At 39.7% G+C, this 23,727-nt stretch carries 26 protein-coding genes and 1 tRNA gene; 18 read left to right on the top strand and 9 right to left on the bottom strand.

What is annotated here, in order from left to right; all coding sequences use genetic code 11:
- The first annotated feature begins 190 nt into the window (after positions 1-190).
- A complete protein-coding gene (gene ppsA, locus LDM98_RS03245; protein WP_223897907.1) occupies positions 191-2,602 on the top strand; it encodes a phosphoenolpyruvate synthase in 2,412 nt (803 codons plus the stop codon).
- A 12-nt stretch (positions 2,603-2,614) separates the two neighbouring features.
- On the opposite strand, the gene LDM98_RS03240 is transcribed toward ppsA, so the two are convergent.
- Both LDM98_RS03240 and mgtE read right to left on the bottom strand, forming a co-directional pair.
- On the bottom strand, positions 2,615-3,766 hold the full coding sequence (locus LDM98_RS03240) for a calcium:proton antiporter (protein WP_223897906.1): 1,152 nt from the start codon (positions 3,764-3,766) through the stop codon (positions 2,615-2,617).
- Positions 3,767-3,778: 12 nt separating this feature from the next.
- Positions 3,779-5,140 carry a magnesium transporter gene (mgtE, locus tag LDM98_RS03235; protein WP_223897905.1) on the bottom strand — a complete coding sequence of 454 codons (1,362 nt, stop codon included), beginning with the start codon at positions 5,138-5,140 and terminating at the stop codon, positions 3,779-3,781.
- A 321-nt stretch (positions 5,141-5,461) separates the two neighbouring features.
- On the opposite strand from mgtE, the gene LDM98_RS03230 reads away from it, so the two are divergent.
- The 4 genes from LDM98_RS03230 to polX all read left to right on the top strand — a co-directional run bounded on the left by LDM98_RS03230 (position 5,462) and on the right by polX (position 9,776).
- Complete coding sequence (locus LDM98_RS03230) at positions 5,462-6,865, top strand: MBL fold metallo-hydrolase RNA specificity domain-containing protein (protein WP_223897904.1); 1,404 nt, start codon at positions 5,462-5,464, stop codon at positions 6,863-6,865.
- 461 nt (positions 6,866-7,326) lie between these two features.
- Positions 7,327-7,617, top strand: a complete 291-nt coding sequence (locus LDM98_RS03225) for a hypothetical protein (RefSeq protein WP_223897903.1) — start codon at positions 7,327-7,329, stop codon at positions 7,615-7,617.
- Between the two features lie 28 nt (positions 7,618-7,645).
- Complete coding sequence (locus LDM98_RS03220; protein ID WP_223897902.1) at positions 7,646-7,870, top strand: ChaB family protein; 225 nt, start codon at positions 7,646-7,648, stop codon at positions 7,868-7,870.
- A gap of 184 nt (positions 7,871-8,054) precedes the next feature.
- On the top strand, positions 8,055-9,776 hold the full coding sequence (gene polX / locus LDM98_RS03215) for a DNA polymerase/3'-5' exonuclease PolX (RefSeq protein WP_223897901.1): 1,722 nt from the start codon (positions 8,055-8,057) through the stop codon (positions 9,774-9,776).
- 123 nt (positions 9,777-9,899) lie between these two features.
- Here polX and LDM98_RS03210 read toward each other — a convergent pair whose 3' ends face one another.
- Both LDM98_RS03210 and nhaA read right to left on the bottom strand, forming a co-directional pair.
- Entirely contained in the window at positions 9,900-10,052 is a 153-nt protein-coding gene (locus LDM98_RS03210) for a hypothetical protein (RefSeq protein WP_223897900.1), read from the bottom strand.
- Between the two features lie 72 nt (positions 10,053-10,124).
- Positions 10,125-11,333 carry a Na+/H+ antiporter NhaA gene (gene nhaA / locus LDM98_RS03205; protein WP_223897899.1) on the bottom strand — a complete coding sequence of 403 codons (1,209 nt, stop codon included), beginning with the start codon at positions 11,331-11,333 and terminating at the stop codon, positions 10,125-10,127.
- A gap of 122 nt (positions 11,334-11,455) precedes the next feature.
- On the opposite strand from nhaA, the gene LDM98_RS03200 reads away from it, so the two are divergent.
- The 8 genes from LDM98_RS03200 to LDM98_RS03165 all read left to right on the top strand — a co-directional run bounded on the left by LDM98_RS03200 (position 11,456) and on the right by LDM98_RS03165 (position 15,807).
- Positions 11,456-11,650, top strand: a complete 195-nt coding sequence (locus LDM98_RS03200; RefSeq protein WP_223897898.1) for a hypothetical protein — start codon at positions 11,456-11,458, stop codon at positions 11,648-11,650.
- A 1-nt stretch (position 11,651) separates the two neighbouring features.
- Positions 11,652-11,846: a hypothetical protein gene (locus LDM98_RS03195; protein ID WP_223897897.1), complete on the top strand. Its 195-nt coding sequence runs from the start codon at positions 11,652-11,654 to the stop codon at positions 11,844-11,846.
- Between the two features lie 73 nt (positions 11,847-11,919).
- Positions 11,920-12,360 carry a DoxX family protein gene (locus tag LDM98_RS03190; protein WP_223897896.1) on the top strand — a complete coding sequence of 147 codons (441 nt, stop codon included), beginning with the start codon at positions 11,920-11,922 and terminating at the stop codon, positions 12,358-12,360.
- Complete coding sequence (locus tag LDM98_RS03185) at positions 12,353-14,083, top strand: FMN-binding glutamate synthase family protein (RefSeq protein WP_223897895.1); 1,731 nt, start codon at positions 12,353-12,355, stop codon at positions 14,081-14,083. Before LDM98_RS03190 ends, LDM98_RS03185 begins: the two co-directional genes overlap by 8 nt.
- A gap of 103 nt (positions 14,084-14,186) precedes the next feature.
- The gene (locus LDM98_RS03180) at positions 14,187-14,756 is read left to right on the top strand and encodes a DUF2202 domain-containing protein (protein ID WP_223897894.1); all 570 of its coding nucleotides are present in this window, start codon (positions 14,187-14,189) and stop codon (positions 14,754-14,756) included.
- 36 nt (positions 14,757-14,792) lie between these two features.
- A complete protein-coding gene (locus LDM98_RS03175; RefSeq protein ID WP_223897893.1) occupies positions 14,793-15,185 on the top strand; it encodes a hypothetical protein in 393 nt (130 codons plus the stop codon).
- Between the two features lie 229 nt (positions 15,186-15,414).
- Positions 15,415-15,633 (top strand): cold-shock protein, encoded by a 219-nt coding sequence (locus LDM98_RS03170; protein WP_223897892.1) that lies wholly within the window; start codon positions 15,415-15,417, stop codon positions 15,631-15,633.
- Between the two features lie 97 nt (positions 15,634-15,730).
- Positions 15,731-15,807 (top strand) — tRNA-Met (locus LDM98_RS03165).
- 216 nt (positions 15,808-16,023) lie between these two features.
- Here LDM98_RS03165 and LDM98_RS03160 read toward each other — a convergent pair.
- A complete protein-coding gene (locus LDM98_RS03160; RefSeq protein WP_223897891.1) occupies positions 16,024-17,190 on the bottom strand; it encodes a HAMP domain-containing sensor histidine kinase in 1,167 nt (388 codons plus the stop codon).
- On the bottom strand, positions 17,190-17,864 hold the full coding sequence (locus LDM98_RS03155) for a response regulator transcription factor (RefSeq protein ID WP_223897890.1): 675 nt from the start codon (positions 17,862-17,864) through the stop codon (positions 17,190-17,192). The genes LDM98_RS03160 and LDM98_RS03155 overlap by 1 nt, the downstream gene beginning before the upstream one ends.
- Positions 17,865-17,974: 110 nt before the next feature.
- Here LDM98_RS03155 and LDM98_RS03150 point away from each other — a divergent pair, with 110 nt between their 5' ends.
- Complete coding sequence (locus LDM98_RS03150; protein WP_223897889.1) at positions 17,975-18,373, top strand: hypothetical protein; 399 nt, start codon at positions 17,975-17,977, stop codon at positions 18,371-18,373.
- Positions 18,374-18,455: 82 nt separating this feature from the next.
- Complete coding sequence (locus tag LDM98_RS03145) at positions 18,456-18,722, top strand: hypothetical protein (protein WP_223897888.1); 267 nt, start codon at positions 18,456-18,458, stop codon at positions 18,720-18,722.
- Positions 18,723-18,784: 62 nt separating this feature from the next.
- On the opposite strand, the gene LDM98_RS03140 is transcribed toward LDM98_RS03145, so the two are convergent.
- Entirely contained in the window at positions 18,785-19,585 is an 801-nt protein-coding gene (locus LDM98_RS03140) for a helix-turn-helix transcriptional regulator (protein WP_223897887.1), read from the bottom strand.
- Positions 19,586-19,667: 82 nt separating this feature from the next.
- On the bottom strand, positions 19,668-19,970 hold the full coding sequence (locus LDM98_RS03135; RefSeq protein ID WP_223897886.1) for a c-type cytochrome: 303 nt from the start codon (positions 19,968-19,970) through the stop codon (positions 19,668-19,670).
- 146 nt (positions 19,971-20,116) lie between these two features.
- Here LDM98_RS03135 and LDM98_RS03130 point away from each other — a divergent pair, with 146 nt between their 5' ends.
- From LDM98_RS03130 to mrtJ, 3 genes are all read left to right on the top strand, one after another.
- Positions 20,117-21,415 carry a hypothetical protein gene (locus LDM98_RS03130; RefSeq protein WP_223897885.1) on the top strand — a complete coding sequence of 433 codons (1,299 nt, stop codon included), beginning with the start codon at positions 20,117-20,119 and terminating at the stop codon, positions 21,413-21,415.
- 94 nt (positions 21,416-21,509) lie between these two features.
- The gene (locus LDM98_RS03125; protein ID WP_223897884.1) at positions 21,510-23,024 is read left to right on the top strand and encodes a choice-of-anchor F family protein; all 1,515 of its coding nucleotides are present in this window, start codon (positions 21,510-21,512) and stop codon (positions 23,022-23,024) included.
- Positions 23,025-23,032: 8 nt separating this feature from the next.
- Positions 23,033-23,461, top strand: coding sequence for a JDVT-CTERM system glutamic-type intramembrane protease (gene mrtJ, locus LDM98_RS03120; RefSeq protein ID WP_223897883.1), 429 nt, complete (start codon positions 23,033-23,035; stop codon positions 23,459-23,461).
- Between the two features lies 1 nt (position 23,462).
- On the opposite strand, the gene LDM98_RS03115 is transcribed toward mrtJ, so the two are convergent.
- Complete coding sequence (locus LDM98_RS03115) at positions 23,463-23,723, bottom strand: hypothetical protein (RefSeq protein ID WP_223897882.1); 261 nt, start codon at positions 23,721-23,723, stop codon at positions 23,463-23,465.
- Positions 23,724-23,727: the final 4 nt, after the last annotated feature.

The raw sequence follows: 23,727 nt of genomic DNA, 5'->3' as shown, positions 1-23,727 counted from the left end.
TTTATTTTTGAGTGTTTTGAGTGTAAAGAAAGCATGTTTGACAACATGTATACACTTTTTATCAGACCCATGACTTTATTATTTTAAAGATGTTTTATGTAATACTTGTGTATTTTAAATAAATAGATATTATGATCAAATATATTATTCTATTAACTATTTAGGTGTAGAATGATAAAAAGGATAGCTTATGTCTCAGTATATTAAATGGTTTAAGGAACTTGGTATGGAGGATGTTGACCAGGTCGGCGGTAAAAATGCTTCTCTGGGTGAAATGTATCGAAATCTGACTCAAGAAGGGATACGTATCCCTAATGGTTTTGCGGTTACTGCAGAGGCGTATCGAACTATACTCGATACCAATAATGCCTGGGAGAAATTGCATGCCCAGTTTGAGGATTTAAATCCTGATGATGTCGTCCAACTGCAAGAATGTGGAAAGCGTTGTCGAGAGATAATCCATGCGTGTAAACTGCCTGATGATATAGTAGCACAGATAAGTGATGCTTACGAAGCACTCAAAGTGGAATATGGTGAAGAGGTAACACTGGCCGTAAGAAGTTCGGCAACTGCCGAAGACTCCCCTAAGGCGTCTTTTGCAGGACAGAATGAGAGTTATCTGAACATTCATGGCTTAGATGCACTTTTGGATGCTTATAGGCGTTGTTTGGCATCTAATTTTACAGACCGTTCCATACATTACAAGTTTGACCATGGGTTTGACAACATGAAAGTCTATTTGAGTGTGGTTGTGATGAAAATGGTAAGAAGTGACATTGGTGAGAGCGGTGTCATGTTCTCCATTGATTCGGAGACAGGATTTAAAGATGTTGTTTTCATCAACGCAGCGTACGGCTTGGGTGAAAATATTGTCCAGGGGAGTATCGCTCCGGACAGTTTTTATGTGCATAAACCTACATTTAAAAAAGGGTATCGTACAGTACTCAAAAGAAGACTTGGTGATAAAGTACTCAAAATGATCTTCTCAGAGGGTATCAGTCAGGATAATCTTTCCGTTGCGTACACGAAGAATATTGATACCACTGAAGAAGAAAGAGAGAAGTTCTGCATTAATGATGAGGATGTACTGCTTCTTGCAGAGTATGCGATTAAAATAGAAGATCACTATTCAAAACAGGCAGGATATCAAAAACCGATGGATATGGAGTGGGCAAAAGACGGTGTGGATGGACATATTTATATCGTGCAGGCACGTCCTGAAACTGTTGAGTCAAGAAAAGAAGGTAGACATCTTGAAATGTATCATCTTAAAGAACGTAGTGAAGTATTGCTTAAAGGTCAAGCCGTAGGTACAAAGATCGGTTCTGGAAAAGTATGTAAGATCGTTGATGCAAGTAAACTGAATAATTTTAAAGCGGGTGATGTACTGGTTGCAGAAACGACCAGCCCTGACTGGGAGCCTGTGATGAAAATTGCTTCTGCTATAGTAACCAACAGCGGAGGAAGAACATGCCATGCGGCTATTGTCTCAAGAGAGTTGGGTATTCCAGCGATAGTAGGGGCTGAAAATGCGATAGCAATGTTAGAGGATGGTCAAGAGATCACCGTAAGTTGTGCGGAGGGTGAAACTGGGTTTGTGTATGAAGGTATTTTGGATTTTGAGATCATTAAAACGGATCTTAGTACGTTACCAAAGATCAAGACACAGATCATGATGAATCTAGGTAATCCAGAGTTGGCATTTTCACTCGCCTCTCTCCCTGTAGATGGTATCGGTCTGGCAAGAACGGAATTTATCATCAATACTTCTATTCAAGTGCATCCGATGGCACTGATACATCCTGAAAAAGTGGATGAACAGACACGAGAAAAGATCATGCAACTCACTGCTGCGTATGAAAGTCCTACATCTTTCTTTGTAAAAATACTTTCTGAAGGAGTAGCGAGTATTGCATCTTCGGTCTATCCTGATCCCTGTGTGGTGAGAATGAGCGACTTTAAATCCAATGAGTATGCTTCATTGCTAGGAGGGGAATTCTTTGAAATGGATGAAGCTAATCCTATGATCGGTTTTCGTGGTGCCTCACGATATACACATCCGAATTACGAAGAGGGGTTTGCACTGGAGTGTGTAGCGATGAAACATGTGAGAGAGGAGATGGGTTTTGACAATGTCATTTTAATGATCCCTTTTTGCCGTAGAGTAGAAGAGGGACAGAGGGTATTGGAAGCCATGGAGAAATACGGTCTTAAGAGGGGAGAGAGCGGATTGAAGATCTATGTTATGTGTGAGATACCGAACAATGTGATACAGATCGATGCATTTTGTAAATTGTTTGATGGTATCAGCATAGGTTCTAATGATTTGACCCAATTGACACTTGGGGTTGATCGGGATTCCGAGATCGTTGCATTTGACTATGATGAACGTGATCCTGGCGTCATGAAGATGATAGAAATGGCAGTGGAGGGTGCAAAACGTAATCAACGACACAGCAGCATCTGCGGACAAGGACCTTCGGACTACCCTGAGATGGCAGAAGCTTTGGTAAAACTGGGCATAGACTCTATAAGTTTGAATCCCGATACAGTGTTACAGACGATCTCTCATATCAGCGAACTCGAATCAAAGCATCACTAGCCACTTTGCAGATCAGTAATAGGCTGCGATGATCGCATAACAGACAAAGAACATCAGGTGGGACAATCCTTCGAAGTAGTTGGTCTGTCCCTCTTCTGTACTTTTCCATGCCAGAATAATGGTCATGATCAATGCACCGATCTGCAGAGGGTTAAAATCAAGGAAAAGATCGATCCCACTGATGTGTGCCAGTCCGAGCAAAATGGGTACCGTGAGTAAGATCGAGACGACAGAGGCACCCATGGCAATATTGACCACCCTTTGTATCTGGTCATTTTTGGCTGCTTTAACAGCTGTAGCTATTTCGGGGGCAACGGCAATGATCGCAATGATCAATCCGGCCAGTCCGGCTGATATACCAAAATCTTTTGCCATCTTGATACCATCCGTTGCAAACACTTCTGCGCCGACAGAGATGATAGCGATAAGGAGAAAGATAGTAATGAAATTTCCTATATTATTAAATCTTTCAAAAATATAAACGCTGGTCACTTCCTCTTCCTCTTTCCCTTCTTCCTGCCGTTTTCTGAGTCTGAACATTCTGCTTCTTGCAGTCGCCTTGAAGAAGTGTGTATGGGTTCTTGTCTGAAAAATAAAAATAATGATATAAAAAAACATCAAAGCAACAGCAATGATGATACTCACCTCTTTCAGCACGGATTCCTTATGCTCAGTCTGATTAAGCAGGCTCGGCACAAGCAGTGCAAGGGCTGTCACCAACAATATAGTGGTGTAGGTACTGGAAGTCTCTTTGTTGTGTTCCTGCTCTATGAATTTCAATCCACCGATAAATACGGCAAGCCCCAAAAGTACATTCATGTCGACGATCACAGCGGAAATAATACCGCCTTTGACAGTCTCTATGACTTTTGGATCATGTAAGGCTTGGAGGAGAATGATATACAGAAGAATGATCTCAACGATGACTGCGCTGAAGGTCAGGACAAAACTTGCATAGGGTTCTTCAAGTCTTTGTGAAAGTATTTCTGCAACTTCTGAAACGGTGAGTGAAAGTGTGGCAATACCCAATGCTGCAAACGCAGTAGCCAGATAACCGTTCCCAAGTTGATGAAAAATGATCGCTGCCACTATAGCGATCATTCCTACGATAATATCCCAATAGTCTTCTATAAATTCTTCTAAGCGTGTGTCAGTTGTGTCCATACATTCTCTCTTTTATAATAATATGATCGTTGCAAGCCCAAGAAAGCTGAAAAACCCTACTACATCGGTTACTGTTGTTAAAAGCACAGTAGAGCCTATGGCCGGGTCTACACCGAATTTTTTGAGGGTCAGGGGAATGACTGCACCGAAAAATCCGGCAGACAAAAGATTCACTATCATAGCCATACCTATGACGATACCAAGCATAGGAATTTGGAACCAGATATAAGCGATCAGGCCCATGGTCACAGCATACACAACGCCATTCATCAGGGAGATGAAGACCTCTTTAAAAATGGTCTTTTTTGCCTCATCTGCTTCTATATCTCCCAGTGCCATCTGTCTTACTGTTACCGTCAGTGTCTGTGTTCCGGCATTGCCTCCCATGGAAGCAACGATCGGCATTAAAATGGCAAGTGCGACCAGGGATTGAAGTGTCGCATCAAAAAGTCCGATGACCAGGGATGCGGCAATCGCCGTTAAAAGGTTTACCCCCAGCCAGACTCCTCTTGCCCGTCCGATCTTCCATATGCTCTCTTCTTGTTCCGCTGTATCATTAACACCTGCAAGGTTATAGATCTGTTCTGTTGCACCTTCCTCGATGATATCATAGATGTCATCCGCAGTGATACGACCCATGAGGATTCCCCTTTGATTCACTACGGCGATCACACTGAGGTCATAGTTGACTACCGTTTCGATCACATTTTTTATCTCATCATGCGGATCTACAGAAATGGTGATCATTCCTTCTTCGATGACATCCCTGTAGAGTTCTTTCGGTCCATGAAGAATAAGATCTTCCAGAGGTATCATACCGACAAACTTTCTCTTATCTGAAACAACAAATACATGATGGACATTGTCTATCTCTCTGTTCGCTTTCATCTTTTTGAGACGATGTATGGAAGCACCAATGGTTTCATCCACATGTGCTTCAAAAACTTCTGTCTGCATGTAAGAGCCGGCTTCATGGTCTTGGTATGAGATCAGTTCTTCTATCGTATCCCTGTCCTCATCTGAAAGATTGGACATGATAGCATCTGCTTTTTCTTCATCCACTTCTTCAATGTGTTGTATCAAAACCGCTGCATCATCCGTATCGAGCGATTCAGTCAGTTTTGCAAGTTTTTTAGGACCGTAATGTGTATAGAGCTCTTCCTGGAAGGATTTTGGCAATTCGACAAGTACTTCGGCTAAAAGTGTACTTGGAAGTTTATTTAAAGATGCCATATAGGTATCTTCATTGATTTCTCTGATCTCTATGAGCAGATCAGCGATATCAAAAGGGTGTACCCCAATGTCTATTCCCTCATTATAGTGCTGTATATGTTGTTCTAACGTATATAATTTTTGTAAAAAATCTTCATTCATTGATATTTTCTCTCTGCTGTAAGTGGCGTGCATTTTTAAACCTTGATCTACTCTCACTGTAGGTCTTGATCTATTTACTTTTTTAACATTTTACTGTCCTGTAAGATATAAGATTATATCTTAGTATCGGTTATATTTTTGCTTATTATCACTGTATAAAAAAGAGATATATCAACTATTTAAGCATTTTTTTTAACTCTCTCAAATAGATAAAAGCCTATAAAATTGTGCTTTATACTAAAAAAAATCACCTGTAAGAATCTAAGCTCAAATCAATACATTAAAAAGTAAAATAAAGATAGATAACATAAAGGAATTAGTATGGCAACAGTAACTTCACACGGAGCGGCTAAAGTGGTAACCGGCTCCTGTCATTTGCTTGCGATCGAGCACGGACCGCGTATACTTATTGATTGCGGGATGTTTCAAGGTCCTGAAGAAGAGCGAAATTATTGTAATTTCGGGTTTGAACCTTCCGAGATCGATTATCTTCTTATTACCCATGCACACCTTGACCATGTCGGACGTATACCCAAACTGGTCAAAGAAGGGTTTAGCGGGGTGATCTATGCAACGGAAGCCACACGTGACATAGCTGAAATTATACTCCTTGACAGTGCCAAGATCATGAAAGAGGATTTTGAGACCAATTACCGCAAAGCACAGCGAAAAGGTAAAGAAGACGATGTCAAGGCACCTTTATATGACGAGGATGATGTCGAAGCAGCCTTTGATCTTACCTGGAAATATCCGGAGTATGGCAACACTATGATCATTATTGAAGATATTCTTAAAGTGACCTATCGCGATGCCGGACATATACTTGGTGCCGCCTTCATTGAGATCACCTATAAAGAAGACAGTGTAGAGCAGACCATTGTATTTTCCGGTGATATAGGCAATGATAAGAATTTGGTCATGAAGAATCTGGCAAAGTGTCCTTATGCCAATTATCTCTATGTAGAATCTACCTATGGGGACCGTAATCACAAAGACCTTGATGCGAGTATCGTAGAGTTTAAACGTGTGATCATCGATACCCTGCGTGATTGGGGTAATGTACTGATCCCTTCGTTTGCTGTGGAACGTACACAAGAGATTTTGATCATTTTAAAAGAGATGTATGAGAGAAAAGAACTGCCCCATTGTAAGATCTTTTTAGACAGTCCTATGGCCACACGTGCGACTGAAGTCTACAATAACTACAGCCATCTTCTCAGCAAGCAGTGTCAGGAGTATAAAGAAAGAGATGGAACCGTCTTTGATTTTGAAAGTCTTGTCTATACACCCGATGTAAAAGGATCAAGAGCCATCAATGAAGTAGATACCCGTGCCATTATCATTGCAGGTAGTGGTATGTGTACGGGAGGAAGGATCATTCATCATTTTAAAAACAGACTCTGGAATCCTAAAAATGCCGTCATATTTGTCGGGTATCAGGCGATTGGAACTTTGGGACGCCATATCGTTGACGGTGCACGCTGGGTCAAGATATTTAATGAGGATATACTGATCAAAGCAAGTGTGCATACGATCAACGGTTTTTCAGCCCACGCAGACCAGGAGGGGATCATCAAATGGATATCACAGATGGAAGATCTCTATCGTATTTATCTTATACATGGAGAAGAGGACAAACAGACTATTTTGCGAAGTGTGATCGAAAATGCACTGGATAAAAAAGCACATATCGTAGAGAATGAGGAAGTGATCTATCTTGGATGAACCAAAATCTGATTCATGATATTTTAAGACAGATATAAAGTGTCTAAAAGTATGGCGTTGATAACGTTATAACGATTGATATTGTTCATGATATCTGAATTAATAGGTGTTATTGTTTAATAAGAATTGATCTAAAATAGGACAATGCTATCATGAATACATTGAGTATTGACTTGTAATGAAGGAAGAAATGATCATATCAATGAAATGCTCTATTGTTTTGGTATGTCAGATATTACAGGGATTGGTAATTTAGTTTTTTTGTCTTTATAGATTAAGCTTCCATCTATTATTTCTTATTATAGTTTAGTATTGCACAGATCATATTAAGAGGGTTTGATACGGATGTGTCTAAATTGAATTCATCCAATAGCCTTAAAACTGCTGTAGCTGAATCATTATTATGATTAAATAATAGTGATTTGCTTTTCTGGAAGAGAGACGAAGAAAAAGGATGACATATGAATTTACAAGAAGAGTATGAACAAAAGGCGCAAGCAAAACTGAACGAGCTAAAAGCAGAGATAGAAAAATTACAGGCCAAAGCACAAGGTGCAGAGGCGGATGCGAAGATCAAATATAAAAAAGAGATAGAAAAACTGAGTATACTAAAAGATGACTTTAGTAAAAAGCTTGAAGCACTCAAAGAAGCTGGAAGCAGCAGTTGGTATGAGATGAAGTCAGAGATGGAAAAACTGAGCAGTACGGTAGAAAGTACTCTCAGATCAGTGATCTCTAAATTCCAATCATAAATGCATCATATTTTTATAAGGAGAAGCTATGCCGTACGATACACTAAATGATCTACCTGATTCGGTAAAAGAAAACCTCCCAAAACATGCACAAGAAATCTACAAAAAAGCTTATAACAGTGCATGGGATGAGTATGCTGACGCTGAGGATAGGTATAATAATGATAGCCGTGAAGAGACAGCCCACAAAGTGGCCTGGGCGGCAGTAAAGCAAAGTTATGAAAAAAAAGAAGGCGAATGGATTAAGAAATAGATTCTTCGATTTTTATTTTTATTTAAAGGGTAAAAAATGAAAAGAGGAATTTTCGGCATACTTCAGCACGGATTCATTTTGCTGTATCTCTTCACCATTCTGATGAGTTCTATGGAAATGACCCGGATTTCTCATAGTACTTGTACTGGCTATTATATTCACGGTATTTTATAAGGAGCATGTTATGCCTTTGCACAACTCTGATATCGAAGCTATCTTCAAGGAAGTGGCAGACCTGCTTGAACTGCAGGACGCCAATCCTTTCAGAGTACGTGCGTACAGAAATGCTGCAAGAACCATAGGCTCACTTCCATATAGCATTACAGAGTTGGTAGATAACGATAAAAACCTAACCGAACTCCCCGGCATTGGAGATGATCTTTCCGACAAGATCAAAGAGATCTGCAAAACAGGTAGTTTGAAATTACTTAAAAAACTTGAAAACGGGGAAGAAGGCTATTTACATGAACTGTTGAAAATACCTGGGCTTGGTCCCCAAAAGGTTAAAATACTCCACAAAGCACTTGATATTGAATCTATCATGGATCTGAAAGAAGCTGCAAAAAAAGGTACAGTACAAAAACTCAAAGGGTTTGGAGCAAAAAGTGAAGCAAATATCCTAAAAGAGATCAAACGCTTTAAAGAGCGAAGTCTAAGAACCCCTTACCACATTGCCCGACAGATTGCCGAACCGTTGATATCATACCTAAAGGTGAAAAAGGGTCTCAAAGATATTAAAATTGCAGGAAGCTATAGACGTGGCAAAGAGACAGTGGGAGATCTGGATATCTTGCTAAGCTGCGAAAGTGGAACGGATTTTATTACTCATTTTGTAAACTATGAGGATGTGGAAGATGTTATATCACAGGGAAAAACCAAATCGACAGTGATACTTAAGTCAGGAATTCAGGTTGATCTGAGGGTAATACCTGAAGTCAGCTGGGGAGCAGGTCTGTTTTATTTTACCGGTTCAAAAGCCCATAATATCGCTGTCAGGAAGCTGGCGATGAAAAGAGATTTGAAAATCAATGAGTATGGTGTATTTAAGAATGATGTGCGTATTGCAGGAAAAAGTGAAGATGAGATGTATGCTCAGGTAGGTCTGCCCTATATCGTTCCTGAATTGAGGGAGAACAGAGGCGAGATCAAAGCTTCTGCTGAAGGTACACTTCCCGAACTTATCACCCTTGATGATATACGTGGAGACCTGCATATGCATACTAAAAAGAGTGATGGTCACCACTCTATAGTAGAGATGGCACAAGCGGCCATGAAAAAAGGTTATGAGTATATCGCCATTACTGAACATTCCCAGCATGTCAGGATAGCCAGAGGAATAGACGTAAAAGAGCTGGAAAAACAAATGAATAAAATTGATCTGGTCAATGCCAGGATAGACGGGATAGAGATTCTGAAAGGGATAGAGGTGGATATTTTGGAAGATGGATCACTAGATCTTCCAAATGAGATATTGAAAAAGCTTGATGTCGTCATTTGTGCTGTACATTATCGATTTGATCTTTCCAAAGAAAAGCAGACTCGACGTATTATCAAGGCGATGGAAAACCCGTATACCAATATCTTGGCACATCCTACAGGAAGATTGATTGGCGAACGTGAGCCTTATGATATCAATATGAAAACGATCATGAAAGCAGCTAAAGAAAACAACTGTTTTTTAGAACTTAACAGTTATCCTCTCCGACTAGACATAAACGATCACTACTGCAAGATGGCTAAAGAGATGAATTTGAAAGTGGTGATAAACAGCGATGCACACTCTATAGATGGTTTATATAACATGACATTTGGTATACAGCAGGCAAGACGGGGCTGGCTGGAGGCTGAAGATGTGATCAATACAAAAAGTCTTGAAAACTTCAGAAAACTTTTGAAAAAAAGCTAAATAGTTTTTCCCTGACTTTGTAATGAAAAATGAAGACAGACAACAACAATGCTAAGATATGATAGTGATACACTAGCTATCTGTGACACGAAATCTTCATCAACATCTAAAAAATAGAAGATCCTATTTTTTCTTTTCTTTTTTAGCTTTTTTTTCGGCGTTTTCTTTTTTCTTATAGTCTTTAATATGCTTTTTAATTTCTTGTTTCAGCTCTTTTTTGAGCATGCTGTCCATCTGTTTCTTAATGTACTTTTTAACTTGTTTCTTTTCAATCATACTTCATCCTTTTTCTATTTTAGGCGATTTAATACTTTATAGCCTTATTACTATGATAGGACAAAAAGACTTTTATTTCTCTAAAACCTCTTCTGTATCAGATAATGATGATCGGCCTGTTCTTAGATATAAAATGAGATACCCGACTATAGCAGAGAAAAACGACCCGAGCAGGATGGCCAATTTGTCTGCATAGTGATAGATCTGTGTATCATTATAGGCCAGGGTATCTACAAAGAGACTCATGGTAAACCCTATACCTGTCAAGACACTGACCCCGTACATTAAGACCCAGTCACTCCCTTTGGGTAAAGAGGCAAGTCCCATTTTTATGGCCAACCAGGAGAAACCGAACACGCCTGCTTGTTTACCGATAAAAAGACCAAGCATGATCCCTAGCGGTACAGGACCGGCCATCTCTTCTATGGAGATACCTTTGAGATCAACACCGGCATTCACAAATGCAAAGAGCGGCAGGATCATATAGGCAACCCAGTTATGGAGGTCATACTCCATCTCTTTTGCCATGGAGAAGTGATTGCCTTCCTTGTTTTTGGAAGAAAGAGGGATCATAAACGCAAGTGCAACACCTGCAAGTGTGGCATGTACACCTGATTTGAGTACGGAAACCCATAGAATGATCCCTACGACGATATAGGCTGATTTAATGGCGACATGCATACGGTTCATAATGAAAAGTATCAAAAGTGAGATCGCGGCAATAGTAATGGAAAGGGTTGAAAGTTCACTGGTATAAAAAAATGCAATGATCAAAATAGCTCCCAGGTCATCAATAATAGCCAGTGCCATCAAAAATACTTTTAAAGAGACAGGTACTCGCTTCCCCAAAAGAGATAAAATACCTAAAGCAAATGCTATATCTGTAGCCGTAGGGATCGCCCATCCGTTCATAGAAAAATCTTCACCTCTATTGAATGCCATAAAGATCAAAGCAGGTACGATCATACCCCCTAATGCAGCGATACCAGGTAAAGCGATTTGTGAAAGAGAAGAGAGATGTCCTTCTATCACTTCACGCTTGATCTCAAGTCCTATCACAAGAAAGAATACTGCCATAAGTCCGTCATTGACCCATAAAAGAAGAGGTTTGGCTATCTGGAGATCTCCAAAACGTATCTCAACAGGCGTATGTAGAAAACTTGTATAGAATGTGGACATAAAAGAATTTTCCAGGAGCAGTGCCAATACCGTGGCAATGATCAGTAAAATACCTGCTGCTGATTCTTTTTTAATGAAATCCTGAAGAAATTGTGTGAACATGATTTTAACCCTCTGTGATAAATTTCATTATTTTAACGAAAATTTACTAATCAATATAAATAACAGATCAATATTGACAATTATATAAGAATGAACTAGAATAAGAACAAAGGAGTTATCGTATGAAAAAAAAGATAGAAGAAGTCATAGAACATGTGCAGAGTTCAAGTAAGGTATCTGAAGAGAATAAACCGTTGATCCTGGAGAAACTCAAAGAGTGGAAAGAAGAAGACGATGCCATTGCAGAGGTCTCTGTGCGGTTTGAAAAGTGGTGGATGGAGATGGAACCTATCTTTGCTGAACTGGGTTGGATATAAGTTGGCAGAACTATATACACAGTATATCTATGAAAAAAGATGGCAGAAAACCAGTGAAAAAGATGCACTGCGTATGATTGCAGAAGAGATGCCTGAAACAGATGCCCAGTCGACGCTGAAGTATATCCTCTCTCAGATAGAAAAAGGAAAGATCATTACACTGGGTGAGTGCCGGTTCAGTTCCAAAGAGATGTAATACTTGATTCTTAGAGTGAATATCTCTATGTATTTTGTATATAGAAGATACGCTATACCTTAAAGGAGGGATTATGAAAGATTTTATGAGTGAGGTTGCTGTTCTTTTTTCTTATCCTAAAAATCTCATAATATTAGCCATTAGATTGATCTTGGCCTATGGATTTGCTACACCGGCTTTACTAAAGATCAATAATCTGGAAGATACGGTAACGTGGTTTGACAGCATGGCTATACCTTTACCTATGCTATCAACCTATCTCGTTTCAAGCATTGAAACCATGGGAATCATCCTTCTGTTCTTGGGACTCTTTACCCGTTATATATCTATATTGCTTTCATGTGTAATGATCGGTGCCATATTTTTCGTTCATATAGAAAATGGATTTTCTGTTGCAGACAATGGATTCGAGATTCCACTTTACTATCTACTGTTTCTACTGTTCCTTGCCAGTGTTGGTGCAGGAAAATACAGTTTAGATAAAGTATTGTTCAAGGATGGTCTCAATGACTAAAGAAGATCTGTTCTCCTATTTTCCTCTTTTTTCTGCAGACTGGGGTGTGTTCGTTAAACTTTTCCTGATCATATTGATAGTGATACTTATCAATATCGCTATTTATGACAGATTTATACAAAGAAAAAACCAGCTTCTTATTAATTTCCCGCTTATAGGGCGTATGAGATATATTTTTTATATGTTACGAAATCCAATGCGTCAATATTTCGGTGATGAGACATTTTATGATTCTTTTGAAAAAATCGATTGGATCAATAAAGTGTCACATGGTGAAAGTCCTTATTTGTCTTTTTCACCTTCAAATCCTTACGGTAATCAAAAAACACTTTTTAGACACGCCAACTTTGTCAATGAACTGCATGAAGTACAAGCAGATTTTTCTGTACGATTTGGTGAAAACAGAAAAATACCCTATGAAAGTAAAAGTATCATAGGCAGGTCAGCTATGAGTGACGGGGCGGTCTCACCGGAGGGAACAAGAGCTTATGCGCGTGGTGCTTTTAATGGACAATTTCCTATCAATACAGGTGAGGGCGGTCTGACCTCTAACTTCCTTGCCACACTCAACTTCAAAGATTGTGAAAGTTCTTATCTTGAGATGAAAGAGGGAACATGGTTTGCCAAGTCTGTCTATAGGTTCATGAGGTTCTTTACCAATAGAGAAGTTTCCCAACGCCTTTACCGACGTATGGTCGTACGACAAATAGATAGGGGTTCTTTCATTTTTGATAGAAGCAGTTTGGTCTATTTCCGTATAAATTGGCAGAGTCCGCTAGAGACATTTCCTGAAACTGTGGCTGAAGGTATACCGGACATAACGTTCCAGATGGGAAGCGGACTGTTTGGTGTAAGAGATGAAGAAGGAAATTTTAGTGACGATCTTTACCAAAAAGTGATGCGTTTCTGTCGCATGACCGAAGTGAAACTTGCACAGGGTGCAAAACAGACCGGAGGTAAACTTCTTGCCACGAAAGTGAGTGATGATATTGCATATTATCGAGGGGTTCCTGCACATAAGGACCTTGTAAGCCCTAACCGTTTTCCTTATGCTACCGATATGGAGACTTTCTTTGACTTTATTGAACGCTTACAGAAGCTATCAGATAAACCGGTCGGGTTTAAGATCGTTATTTCATCACGAGAGTACTTTGAGACATATGCCCAAGCGTTGAAACAAAGAGTGTCAGAGGGGAAGGATATTGCAGATTTTATCACGATAGACGGAGGTGACGGCGGTTCTGCAACTGCACCCTTGGAGATGATGAGTAAAATCGGTTTACCGATACGTGAAGCACTCCTTATAGTCAATGAAGTGCTCAACGAGTATGAACTAAGAGAGCATATAAAGATCATTGCAAGCGAGAAAGTACTCACGCCTGATGATGTGGTCGAACTGCTTTGTCATGGTGCTGATTTTATCAATATAGCCAGAGGCTTCATGATCGCGGCAGGCTGTATACGTGCGAGGGAGTGCAGCGGTGCGAACGGAAGGGACTGTCCGGTAGGTCTTAATACCATGAATGAAGCAAAAAGAAGCAAATATCTTGTCATAGAAAAATCAAAACACATCGCATTCTATCATCATCAACTTCTTCATGGTGTCCGTACACTGCTTGCCGTGATGGGTAAGAGACACATCAATGAGCTCAGTATGGATGATGTCATACTGCGTTCTAAAAAAAGAGAAGAGAAACAACCTCTCTGTTCAAGTAAATCATAATAAAACTATACCACTCTATAAGTGTGATGTTATGCTTCACACTTCCTTCATACTTCTATTTTATACTTCATTCGTAATTAATACATATTCTAAAAGGATTAACATGAATACAAATAATATTAAAGACAGAAGAAGTTTTTTAACTAAAATGCTGGTTGCAGGTGCAAGTGGAGTCACATTGCTTTCATCTTCAGCCTATGCAAAGAAAGAGACTATAGATACTACTGTGGTGCTTACTGAAGATCAAAAAGATATGCTTTTCTATATATACCAGGAAGAAAAAGTAGCCAGAGATGTATATATGACACTAGGTAATATTTATACAGATGAAAATACCTTTGCTTCTATTCAGTTATCAGAACAGAGACATATGGACTCTGCAAAAGAGCTGTGTGAAAAATATGCTGTAGATACTTCTGGGGTAGATGAAGATGCTGTGGGAAGCTTTGTATTGCCTGTACTGCAAGAGCTCTATGATACCTGTGTGGGTGAAGGTGAAAAATCACTTCTTGATGCACTTAAGATCGGTGAAATGATCGAATACACGGACATAGAAGATCTGGAACATGCGGCTGAAGGTATGCCGGAAGATGTTGTAGCTGTATTTGAAAGCCTTAAAGAGGGTAGTTTAAGTCACCTTGATGCATTTCAAACAGCGATCGAAAGAGCATAATCCATTATGCCCATAAACAGTAGCAGGACTTTTTCATTGTTAGAGCCCAGTGATGTACTGGCTCTCTACTATACATCATTGTATAGTGGGGATCTTGGTACGGTCAAAGAGTTGATGACAGAGGGGTCATATATTATGACTCTGGAAACATTCGGTTTAAGGTTGGCACTGCGTGACCAGGAGTTCAAGTCACAACTTAAAAAGATAGAACACGATGAAGATGCATTGGCAGAGGTTGAAAACAAGCTCTCTTATGATCTGATCGACAGAAGAAACTCCCCTAAAATAGATATAAAGTCTGTATCTTGGAATGGTGAAAATAGACAGACCATCGACTATACAGAAGATGGAAAAATGAAGAAACTGTACTTTTCAAAAGAAAAGGACGGATGGAAGATCAACTACTATGCAGGACGTAAAGTAGAGTAAGTATGCCAGTAGGCCTCGGTGAGACAGGGTAGCTGATGTAAAGAAAAAGCCTTGCTATTATTAAATGATTCAGCTATAATGAATATATCAAAGATGATTTAGAGTTTCATCTTAGGCATGATTTTTATTGCTTACTTACAGTTTACAGTATTATCCTCCCAATAGAACACTCCACATTATATTTTGAACATTTCAGTAATGATATGTATTAACAACTAAAGGAATTGCAATGGCAACTCAAGTAAACGGAACCGTAAAATGGTTCAACAGTGAAAAAGGTTTCGGTTTTATCGAACAGGAAAATGGTGGTAAAGATGTATTTGTACACTATCGTCAAATCAATAGCAATGGTTACGACCGTGTTTCTCTTAATGAAGGTCAAAAAGTGACTTTTGAGATCGGTGAAGGTCAAAAAGGCCCGCAGGCAGAAAACGTGACTGGTCTTTAAGACCATCGATGGACAGATTGATCTGTCCATAGTTTAGAGAATCTTCGAAATCACCTTCTTTTTTTAGATTTATCCCATTTACACATACCTATTTTAGCGCGGAATAGAGCAGTCTGGTAGCTCGTTGGGCTCATAACCCAAAGGTCGTTGGTTCAAATCCATCTTCCGCAACCAATGAAATAAAATACAAGGAGAAAATATGTCAATAGACACAATAAATATATCTAAAATGATTAAACTAAACGTATTGATCAGACTTTTAAATAATAATGAACTATTTGATGTTGCCTGTTCAAAATCAGGGTTATCAACAAGTAATGCCACATACCTTTTGGATAAAAGCAACCTGATTAAACAACATTTACACTTATAACAACAACTACTTACATCTTATGATTTAGATTTCTGTTCTGACCACACTAATCTAAATGTACTTCCTTTAGAAGGCTCTGATTCCAGTTCGATCTTTATATGGTACTCTTTACAGATCTGATTCACTATATCAAGCCCCACACCAAATCCGCCATGTAAACTGTTCGTGGATTTAAAACGATCAAAGATACTTTTCTGATCTTCTTTTGAAATACCGATACCATTGTCTTTTACAGAAAAGTACTGCTCGGTCAAATTCACTTGGATCTCACCGTTTTTTCTGGAGAACTTTATCGCATTTGACAGAAGGTTGTCTATAAGCAATATGAGCTTGCGTTTATCCATATGGATCGTCTTGGATTTTAATGCAGTATTGACCTTTAAGCCTTTGAACTGTATCAGTGTATCCATATATTTGATTCTTTCAAGGATCACCTCTTTGACATCTATGGGTGTGTCTTCATACTCTATATAGTCATGGAAAGAAGCAAAAGAGAGGTCCCGGTAAAGACCGGAGAGGGTTTTGGTTGCTATATCTATACGATCCAGTGAACGAAGCTGTTTCTTGTCGAGATTGTGTTTGTCCATATGTTCGTAGCTCATGAGTATCGTACTGATGGGCGTATTCATCTCATGGGTGGCATCTTTCATGAATTTTGTGAGAGAGGCTATGGATCTTTTGATAGGGGACAACATGATCTTTGCCAATAGCAGTGCAACAAAAAGTATAAAAACAAACCCATAAAAAGCTATGAGACCGATCTGTTCAATGATCTCATTTAATTGATCTGTATCAAGAGGCTTTTTGATCACTATGTATTTTACGTCAAGGTATTCCTTATTGAGTGTCTCTATAAGATAGTATTCATCGTTGTCCGCATAAAATAGTTTGGAAAAATCAATGTCATCCATGAATGTGGAAGCGATGAGTTCGCTTTTGTTATCATAGAGTGCGATACCATACCCCTCTTCATAAAACGTGAACTGCTCACTTTTGTTCATGTGGTAGTATTCCAATTGTGCATTGATACTTCTTGCTTTGTATCGCATTTCCAAATGCATCTTATCGATCAAAGCATTCTTTTGATCCATATAATAAAGGTATCCCACCCATGTGGCTAAAATACTGAGAGATCCCAGGTAGACCACCATGAAAATAATGACACTTTTGGTACTGGCCTTCATCAGTCTGAAGTTTCCATTTCAAACCTGTAACCCAGACCTCTAAGGTTCTGTATCATATCTTTGGTCAGGTGTTTTCTGAGGTTTTTTATATGCGCTCTTAAAGATTCAGCTGAGGCGGTTTCATCGTAGTCCCATAGTACATCATACAGACTTTCAAAGGTGACGACCTCATTGGGATGCTTCAAAAAGTGTTTGAGCAGTTTCAGTTCTTTTTGCGGCAGGGAAACACTCTCTCCCTCTGTATGAAGTAATTCTGTATCTATATCAAAAGTGATATCCTTATCTATCTGGATCATGTTAGAACGTTTTTGAGCAAAAGAACGCTTCTGGATATTTTTAATACGCAAAAGAAGTTCGGCAAGTTCAAAAGGCTTCTTGAGATAATCATCTGCACCGCTTTCAAAGCCTTTGGACACATCCTCTATGTCATTGAGAGATGTCACAAATATGGTAGGGGTCGCATCACCATTGTCCCGCAGTATTTTCAATAGATCAAAACCTTTGATCGCAGGTACATTGACATCGAAGATATAGAGGTCATACTGTGTCTCATAGGCTTTATCGAGTGCTTCTTCTCCATCATAGACAAGATCCAGTTCAAAATCATTGTCTTCAAGGTACTCTGACATGATATCTGCCAAACCTATATCATCTTCCAATAATAAAATTTTCATCGATACTCCTGATATTTACTATGATTATAGCATACTCAGGAAACGTGTAGTTCATACTCTTTTCATACTTTTCTACTATAATTAAATAAAAATCAAGAAAGGTGCTAATGATGAGATGTAAATATATACTTCCTACACTTTGTATATTTGGCACCATGTCACTTCATGCAGAGCAGAAAGGATTAGGTAATATCCTTCAAGAAGCAGGGCAGAAGAAAGCACTGAGCAAACCTGAGCCTCAGAAAGAAGCGTCTAAAAAGAAGACACGCTTTGTTTTTAAAGATGAATATAAATCGAATGGTATAGGATCAGGAAATAAAGCTGAGGACAAGAACAGATCAGAAAGTTATGACTATGACAACAGATCAAGATTCAAATTCAAATTCAATGACGGTTCGGCACAGGGTAACCTCATGAGCGGATATGGAAATGCAGGCATGGGTGGCTCTTTGGGTGCTGGATCCATGGGCGGCGGTTCAGGTAACGGTGGCGGAGGAGGTCGAAGATAGACCTCTTTTCCTTCATAGATGCTTCACACTCTTATTTTATACTTTGCATGTAACACATAATATTACATTCAAAGGATCTTCCATGAAAAAAACTTTATTGACACTGGGTGCTGTAGCACTTTTGGCCACACCTTCTTTATTTGCTGCAGAAGAGAGTTTACAGCAACATCTTAGAATGGAACAGAAACTTCAGAAAGAGTATCAAAAAAGAGTAAAAGACGGCAGTGGTGAAAAAAACCAATACAAATATAACTATCAAAAACAGTATGAGTACAAAGGTGCAAATCCAAATAGATCAAATACAGGATCCTTGGGTGGACAAAGAGGTGGTGGTAGCGGTCGTCGCTAAAACAACGGCCATTTAAACAATATTCTACCCGCGGGTATTTGTATAAATACCCGTCCTCCAGATCACTCTCTTGTTTTACCGTATCTGCTATTATTCCCGTTCAACTTGTGATAGAGCTCGATCTTTGAATTGACATTATACTTACTGAAGATGTTCTTCATATGTGTCTTAAGGGTATTGACAGATATCTGCACTGCTGCAGCGGCTTCAGGATACGATGCACCTTCCCGTACATAATATATGATCTTCTTTTCCTTCGGTGTAAGCTGTTCCAGCTTTTCATCTATACGCACACATTTGGTAAAAAATGTATGGTTTTCACTGTTATAAAGCGGTTGCAGTATGATCTGAAATGCAGTTTTGACCGCTTGGAGCTTTTTGATGTTTGCTTCAACATCAGACTGGAAGAAAAAACAGATATATCCGATGGTCTCTTTGTTGTCATAGGCAAATACCGGCATCATAATGGCCTGTTTCATCTTGAGCTCATCCCTAAAGTCAGCCGCTTTCTTTTCAGATAAAAAAGCATTGAAGACCTTACAAAGTTCGGTGATTTTATAGTAATGTATTTTGGAAGAAAAATGTTTCCTGAAAGTGGCTGCAAATTTTTTCCACTTAAAGTGCTTTTTATCGAAAGCGTATTTCTTCAGGAGATGCGCAAAGTGTCTGTGTCTTTCAAGTACGTAATCTACCTGAACCTGTTCATTATGATGCATATATACGGTGATGATATCCGCACCCGATTTTTCAAGATAAAAATCAGTATGCTGATGCAGCAGCGGTTTGATGTTCCTGCCGTGGATGATACATGACTGGAGTTCTATGATCCTGTGCAGGATCTCATGGTCGTCTATGGTGTACATTTGCTAGCACTTTCAAAATTTTTTATAGGTTATTCTACCATACAAATATTACAGCTTGTTGGAAACCATACAGTTCATTTCCCTATTGTAGGCTATGGATATAGGCGGCTAGTTCATCAAGTTCCTCTTTGCTGTGTTTTTTGATAAACGCTTCTTTTGTACTTTTAACAAAACCAATGGACTTCCTTTCTCCAGATGCGATCTCAATCATCGCTTTTTCTATGCTTTCAACCGACATGCCATTGATCGCTTTGGATCTGCCCATCGTCTTTATATCCCCGCTGGTACCGTGGCAGCTTGCACATTTCTGCACATAGATCGTTTGTATGGGTGAGGCAGAAAGAAAGCTTGCTGTAAAAAGTAATAATCCTGTTTTTCTTAACATTGTAGGTTCCTTATTTTCTAACTTCTTACTTAATTATAGTGTTATTATGCTAAATCAGATGGTTATTCATTCAAAAAATATTGATTGCACGCTACAATAAAACATTATGGCTTTATAACCGTTTTATTTGAAAGGGAGGATAAAAGATGATGAAAATGAATGCAAAGAGTACTGTAGCAGTCGGGCTGCTGGCACTTGTAGGTCTGACCAGTGAAGTGAAGGCTTTGCCTGCATTTGCTACGCAGACGGGCATGGACTGTAAGGCCTGTCACATGCAACATATAGAAAGACTTAACAAGTTCGGTAGAAAGTTCATGGCGTCAGGGATGACCATCAGCCAAAAGTTCACAGATGAGAACAGCAGCGGTTCGGACATCAATCCGTCAGTGATGTTCAAGTCCATCTATGAAAAAACAGATAAAAAGCCGGGTGCATCAGGGAATGTGAGTGACAACACTGAAACCAATGACGGTATTTTGTCTGTTCCCAGAACGGCTTCATTGTTTGTGGGGGGAAGGGTAACAGAAGATTTCGGTGCGCTTCTTAACCTCTCCTATAAATCCCAGAGGGACAATGCCATTTCGGGAAAAGCGGTGTATGCAGATGAGATCGAAGACGGCTACATAGGTCTGTCTGCCTACTCTACGGCAGACTTCGGTCCCTTCTCGGGTATGGAGATCTACAACTCCGGTCTCTACAAACCGTTCAGAACGTTCGACATCAGAAGACTTTCAAATGCCATTCAGGCGACGGAGATAGGCAGCGGAGCTGCAACAGGGCTTCAAGCCTACTTTGACAAAGACGGTGCATTGGCGGACGGTGACCATGTATTCGCGACAGTGGGTATGTATGCGCAGGGGCAGGACAACAACCAACTCGAACTCACGAGCAACCTGCTTCCTATATTCAGACTGGCATACGAGTATCCTGTAGGCGCGTACAATCTTATCCTGGGCGGATTTGCGATCGCGGGGGGAGAGACAACATCTGATCTGAGTGCGCTTCGCGTCGAACGTGAAACGTACGGGATGGATCTTATGGTCGAAGGGTACATTGGAGACAAAGAAGTGACGTTGACAATGAGCAAGGTCTTTAAGAACGAAGTGTCCTACACAGGTATAGGCGCGGGGACATCCAGAGAGCTTGACAATCTGGACAATGAAGCCTTTTCCGTAGGCGGTCAAGTGAATCTTACTCCGGATTTCGGGGTGAAACTCGCTTATCTTACTTTGGATGATCATTATGATTATGCGGATGGCGGGAAGGGAGAGCTGAAGAAGGTCGATGTAAAAGATATAGACAACGCCATCACGGTGGGTATGGACTACTCGTTCAAGTACTACCTGCCTATGAAGCTTTCCGTAGAACACAGCTGGGCGAAGCCGTCCAAAGCGGGCATCGAGGACTACAGGGACTTACTCATCAGTTTCAATATGCTGTTTTAGGAAATATCACCCTTTGGGGTGATGCACAACTAATATGATTTATGTTATATTATAGGTATGATTTATTAGATCATAAAATCAAAAGGAAGTGGAAATGAAAACAAATATGGTAAAAACAAGTTTGATCGCAGCAATGCTGTTGGGCTCGAGTGCGTATGCCGGTTTGATAAAAACTGATGCAGACATAAGTGATTATAAGAATACTGTGATCGTACCAAGTACACAATTTGGTTTTGGCGGATGGAATTTGGATAACGTTAATGTCAAAATTGTAAGTATAGATGACTTTAGTACTGCTCTTGATGGTACCGATTTTAATAAAACAACGGGTGAATATTCAGAGATGTCAATTGGTATGTCTTTTGAATCTGAAATCAGTACAGGTGGGGAAATAAGAGGTCTACTGCACGGTAAAGATTGGCCAGTGGGTGAACCGGCAGGTATAAAGGTCATCAATGGTGATGTGAACGTTAGTAATGGAAAACCTGAAAACTGTATAATAAATACATCATATATTGGAGAAGATTTAAATGATAGCGCGAGTCATTTTCTTAATGATACTGATCCGTTACCTGTAATTTGTTCAAGTCCATTCCAGACGCACAAACGTTTCAAGGTCAATATGCAGTCAACTTCGGTCGCAAATTACAATACGACCACTCGTTATGGTCAGCCTATCGACCTGGTTTTTAATCTTGATACTGAAGATCTTAGCAATGTAAATACTAGATACCAGGTATTCTCCAAGATAAACAACTATACGGGTATGAGGCTGGATGGATACAAGATAGAAGTCATAAAAGCTGATGGAACTGCAGATGATAATCTTACACTTTCTATAGGCCTTCTTGAAAATAATACTACAGGAACTCCGGAAGATATTTGGGATGAACCAGACATGGCAAACTTTTCTCATGGTTTATGGGGTCCAAAAGATAAACATTTCCCAACTGATGGATTTTTTGACAGTAAAAGAGCAGGTTTTGTCGTAGATAGAGCAGGACATAATACACCAACGCTTGTAGGAGGCCCTACAACTCTGGGAAGTAATTATGAAGCTCTCTTTGGCATGTGGTTGCCATCAAAATGGGCACCGTACGGTATCTTCTATGATCATGACTCTGATCCGTTAACAGATGCTGACCTTGTAGCATTTTGGGGTACTGCACCAGATGCAGCTGAAGGTACAGCTCCTGCATGGCATAAAGGACAGGCTGATAACTGGGCTGAACCTACAGCAGAAGAGTTAGATGCTATGAATATAAATGAAGAAGGTTCCCAATATTCAATCGGTGTGATCGAAGATACCCTTAACTTGGGATTGAATTATATAGTGAATGTTGGAAATAATCAAGATATCGATGGAAAGTTTACTATCCGTATTACACCTCGTGTAGCAGCTGATCAGACAGCTCCAAGCTATATTGATGCAAATGGTGATCCTATATTGCCTCCGGAGCTAGTTCCAGCACCAACTACAACGGTTGTTAGCAGCGGTGGCGGTGGTGGTTGTACTTACAACCCTGACAGCAAAAACTTCGATATGATGTTCCTTGTGATGATGGCACTTGGACTTCTCTATCCGTTCAGAAGAAGATTTATCAAATAATCTTCCCTGTGAATAAAACACATATACAATTGGGAGCGGCTGTCCTGGCTGCTCCGCTATTTGTCCTTCTTCATAATAGTCTATTTCAACACCAAATCTTTAATGTTGATCTCTTGCACTTCGATGTTACATCTCTGTTCTTTTTGATCGTATTTTATCCGGTAGTGGAGGAGTTGGCTTTTCGTGGGGTGATCCAGGAGTTTATCGCTGCGAAGACAAAACAGTATCCATCTTTCTTGTATCTATCGGTAGCGAACATTGTGACATCACTGCTCTTTGTTGCGATGCACTTTGTACACCATGCACCGTTATGGGCAATGCTGGTATTTATACCGTCTTTGGTCTTTGGGTATTTCAAAGAGCAGTACGGACACATAGGTGCCAGTATCTTTCTTCACATGTTCTATAATGCGTGCTCTTTGTTTTTGATCTTGTAGATTAGAGGCACATTGCCTGTTTGATCTTTTCCTGATTGAGCTTTTTGATGAGCTTTGTGGAAAGTTCACCGTAACGCTCTTCATCAAGATTGAGCTCAGTCATTATCTCTTTTTGTGGTACTTCTTCTGCCCATGATCTTAGGAGTTTGAACTCTTTTTTGGTCAGTTTGACCTTGAGTACTTCTAGCAGCTCTTCTGGATCTTTAAGCGGGTGTACAAGCTTTTTAATGTGTTTTTCTATCTCTTCGTTTAGTGTAGACAATGTT

Origin of the sequence: Sulfurovum sp. TSL1, assembly GCF_019972135.1 — a bacterium.
GTDB lineage: Bacteria > Campylobacterota > Campylobacteria > Campylobacterales > Sulfurovaceae > Sulfurovum.
Note: the sequence above shows the minus strand (reverse complement) of the source record. Positions and strands in the feature narration are given on the sequence as shown.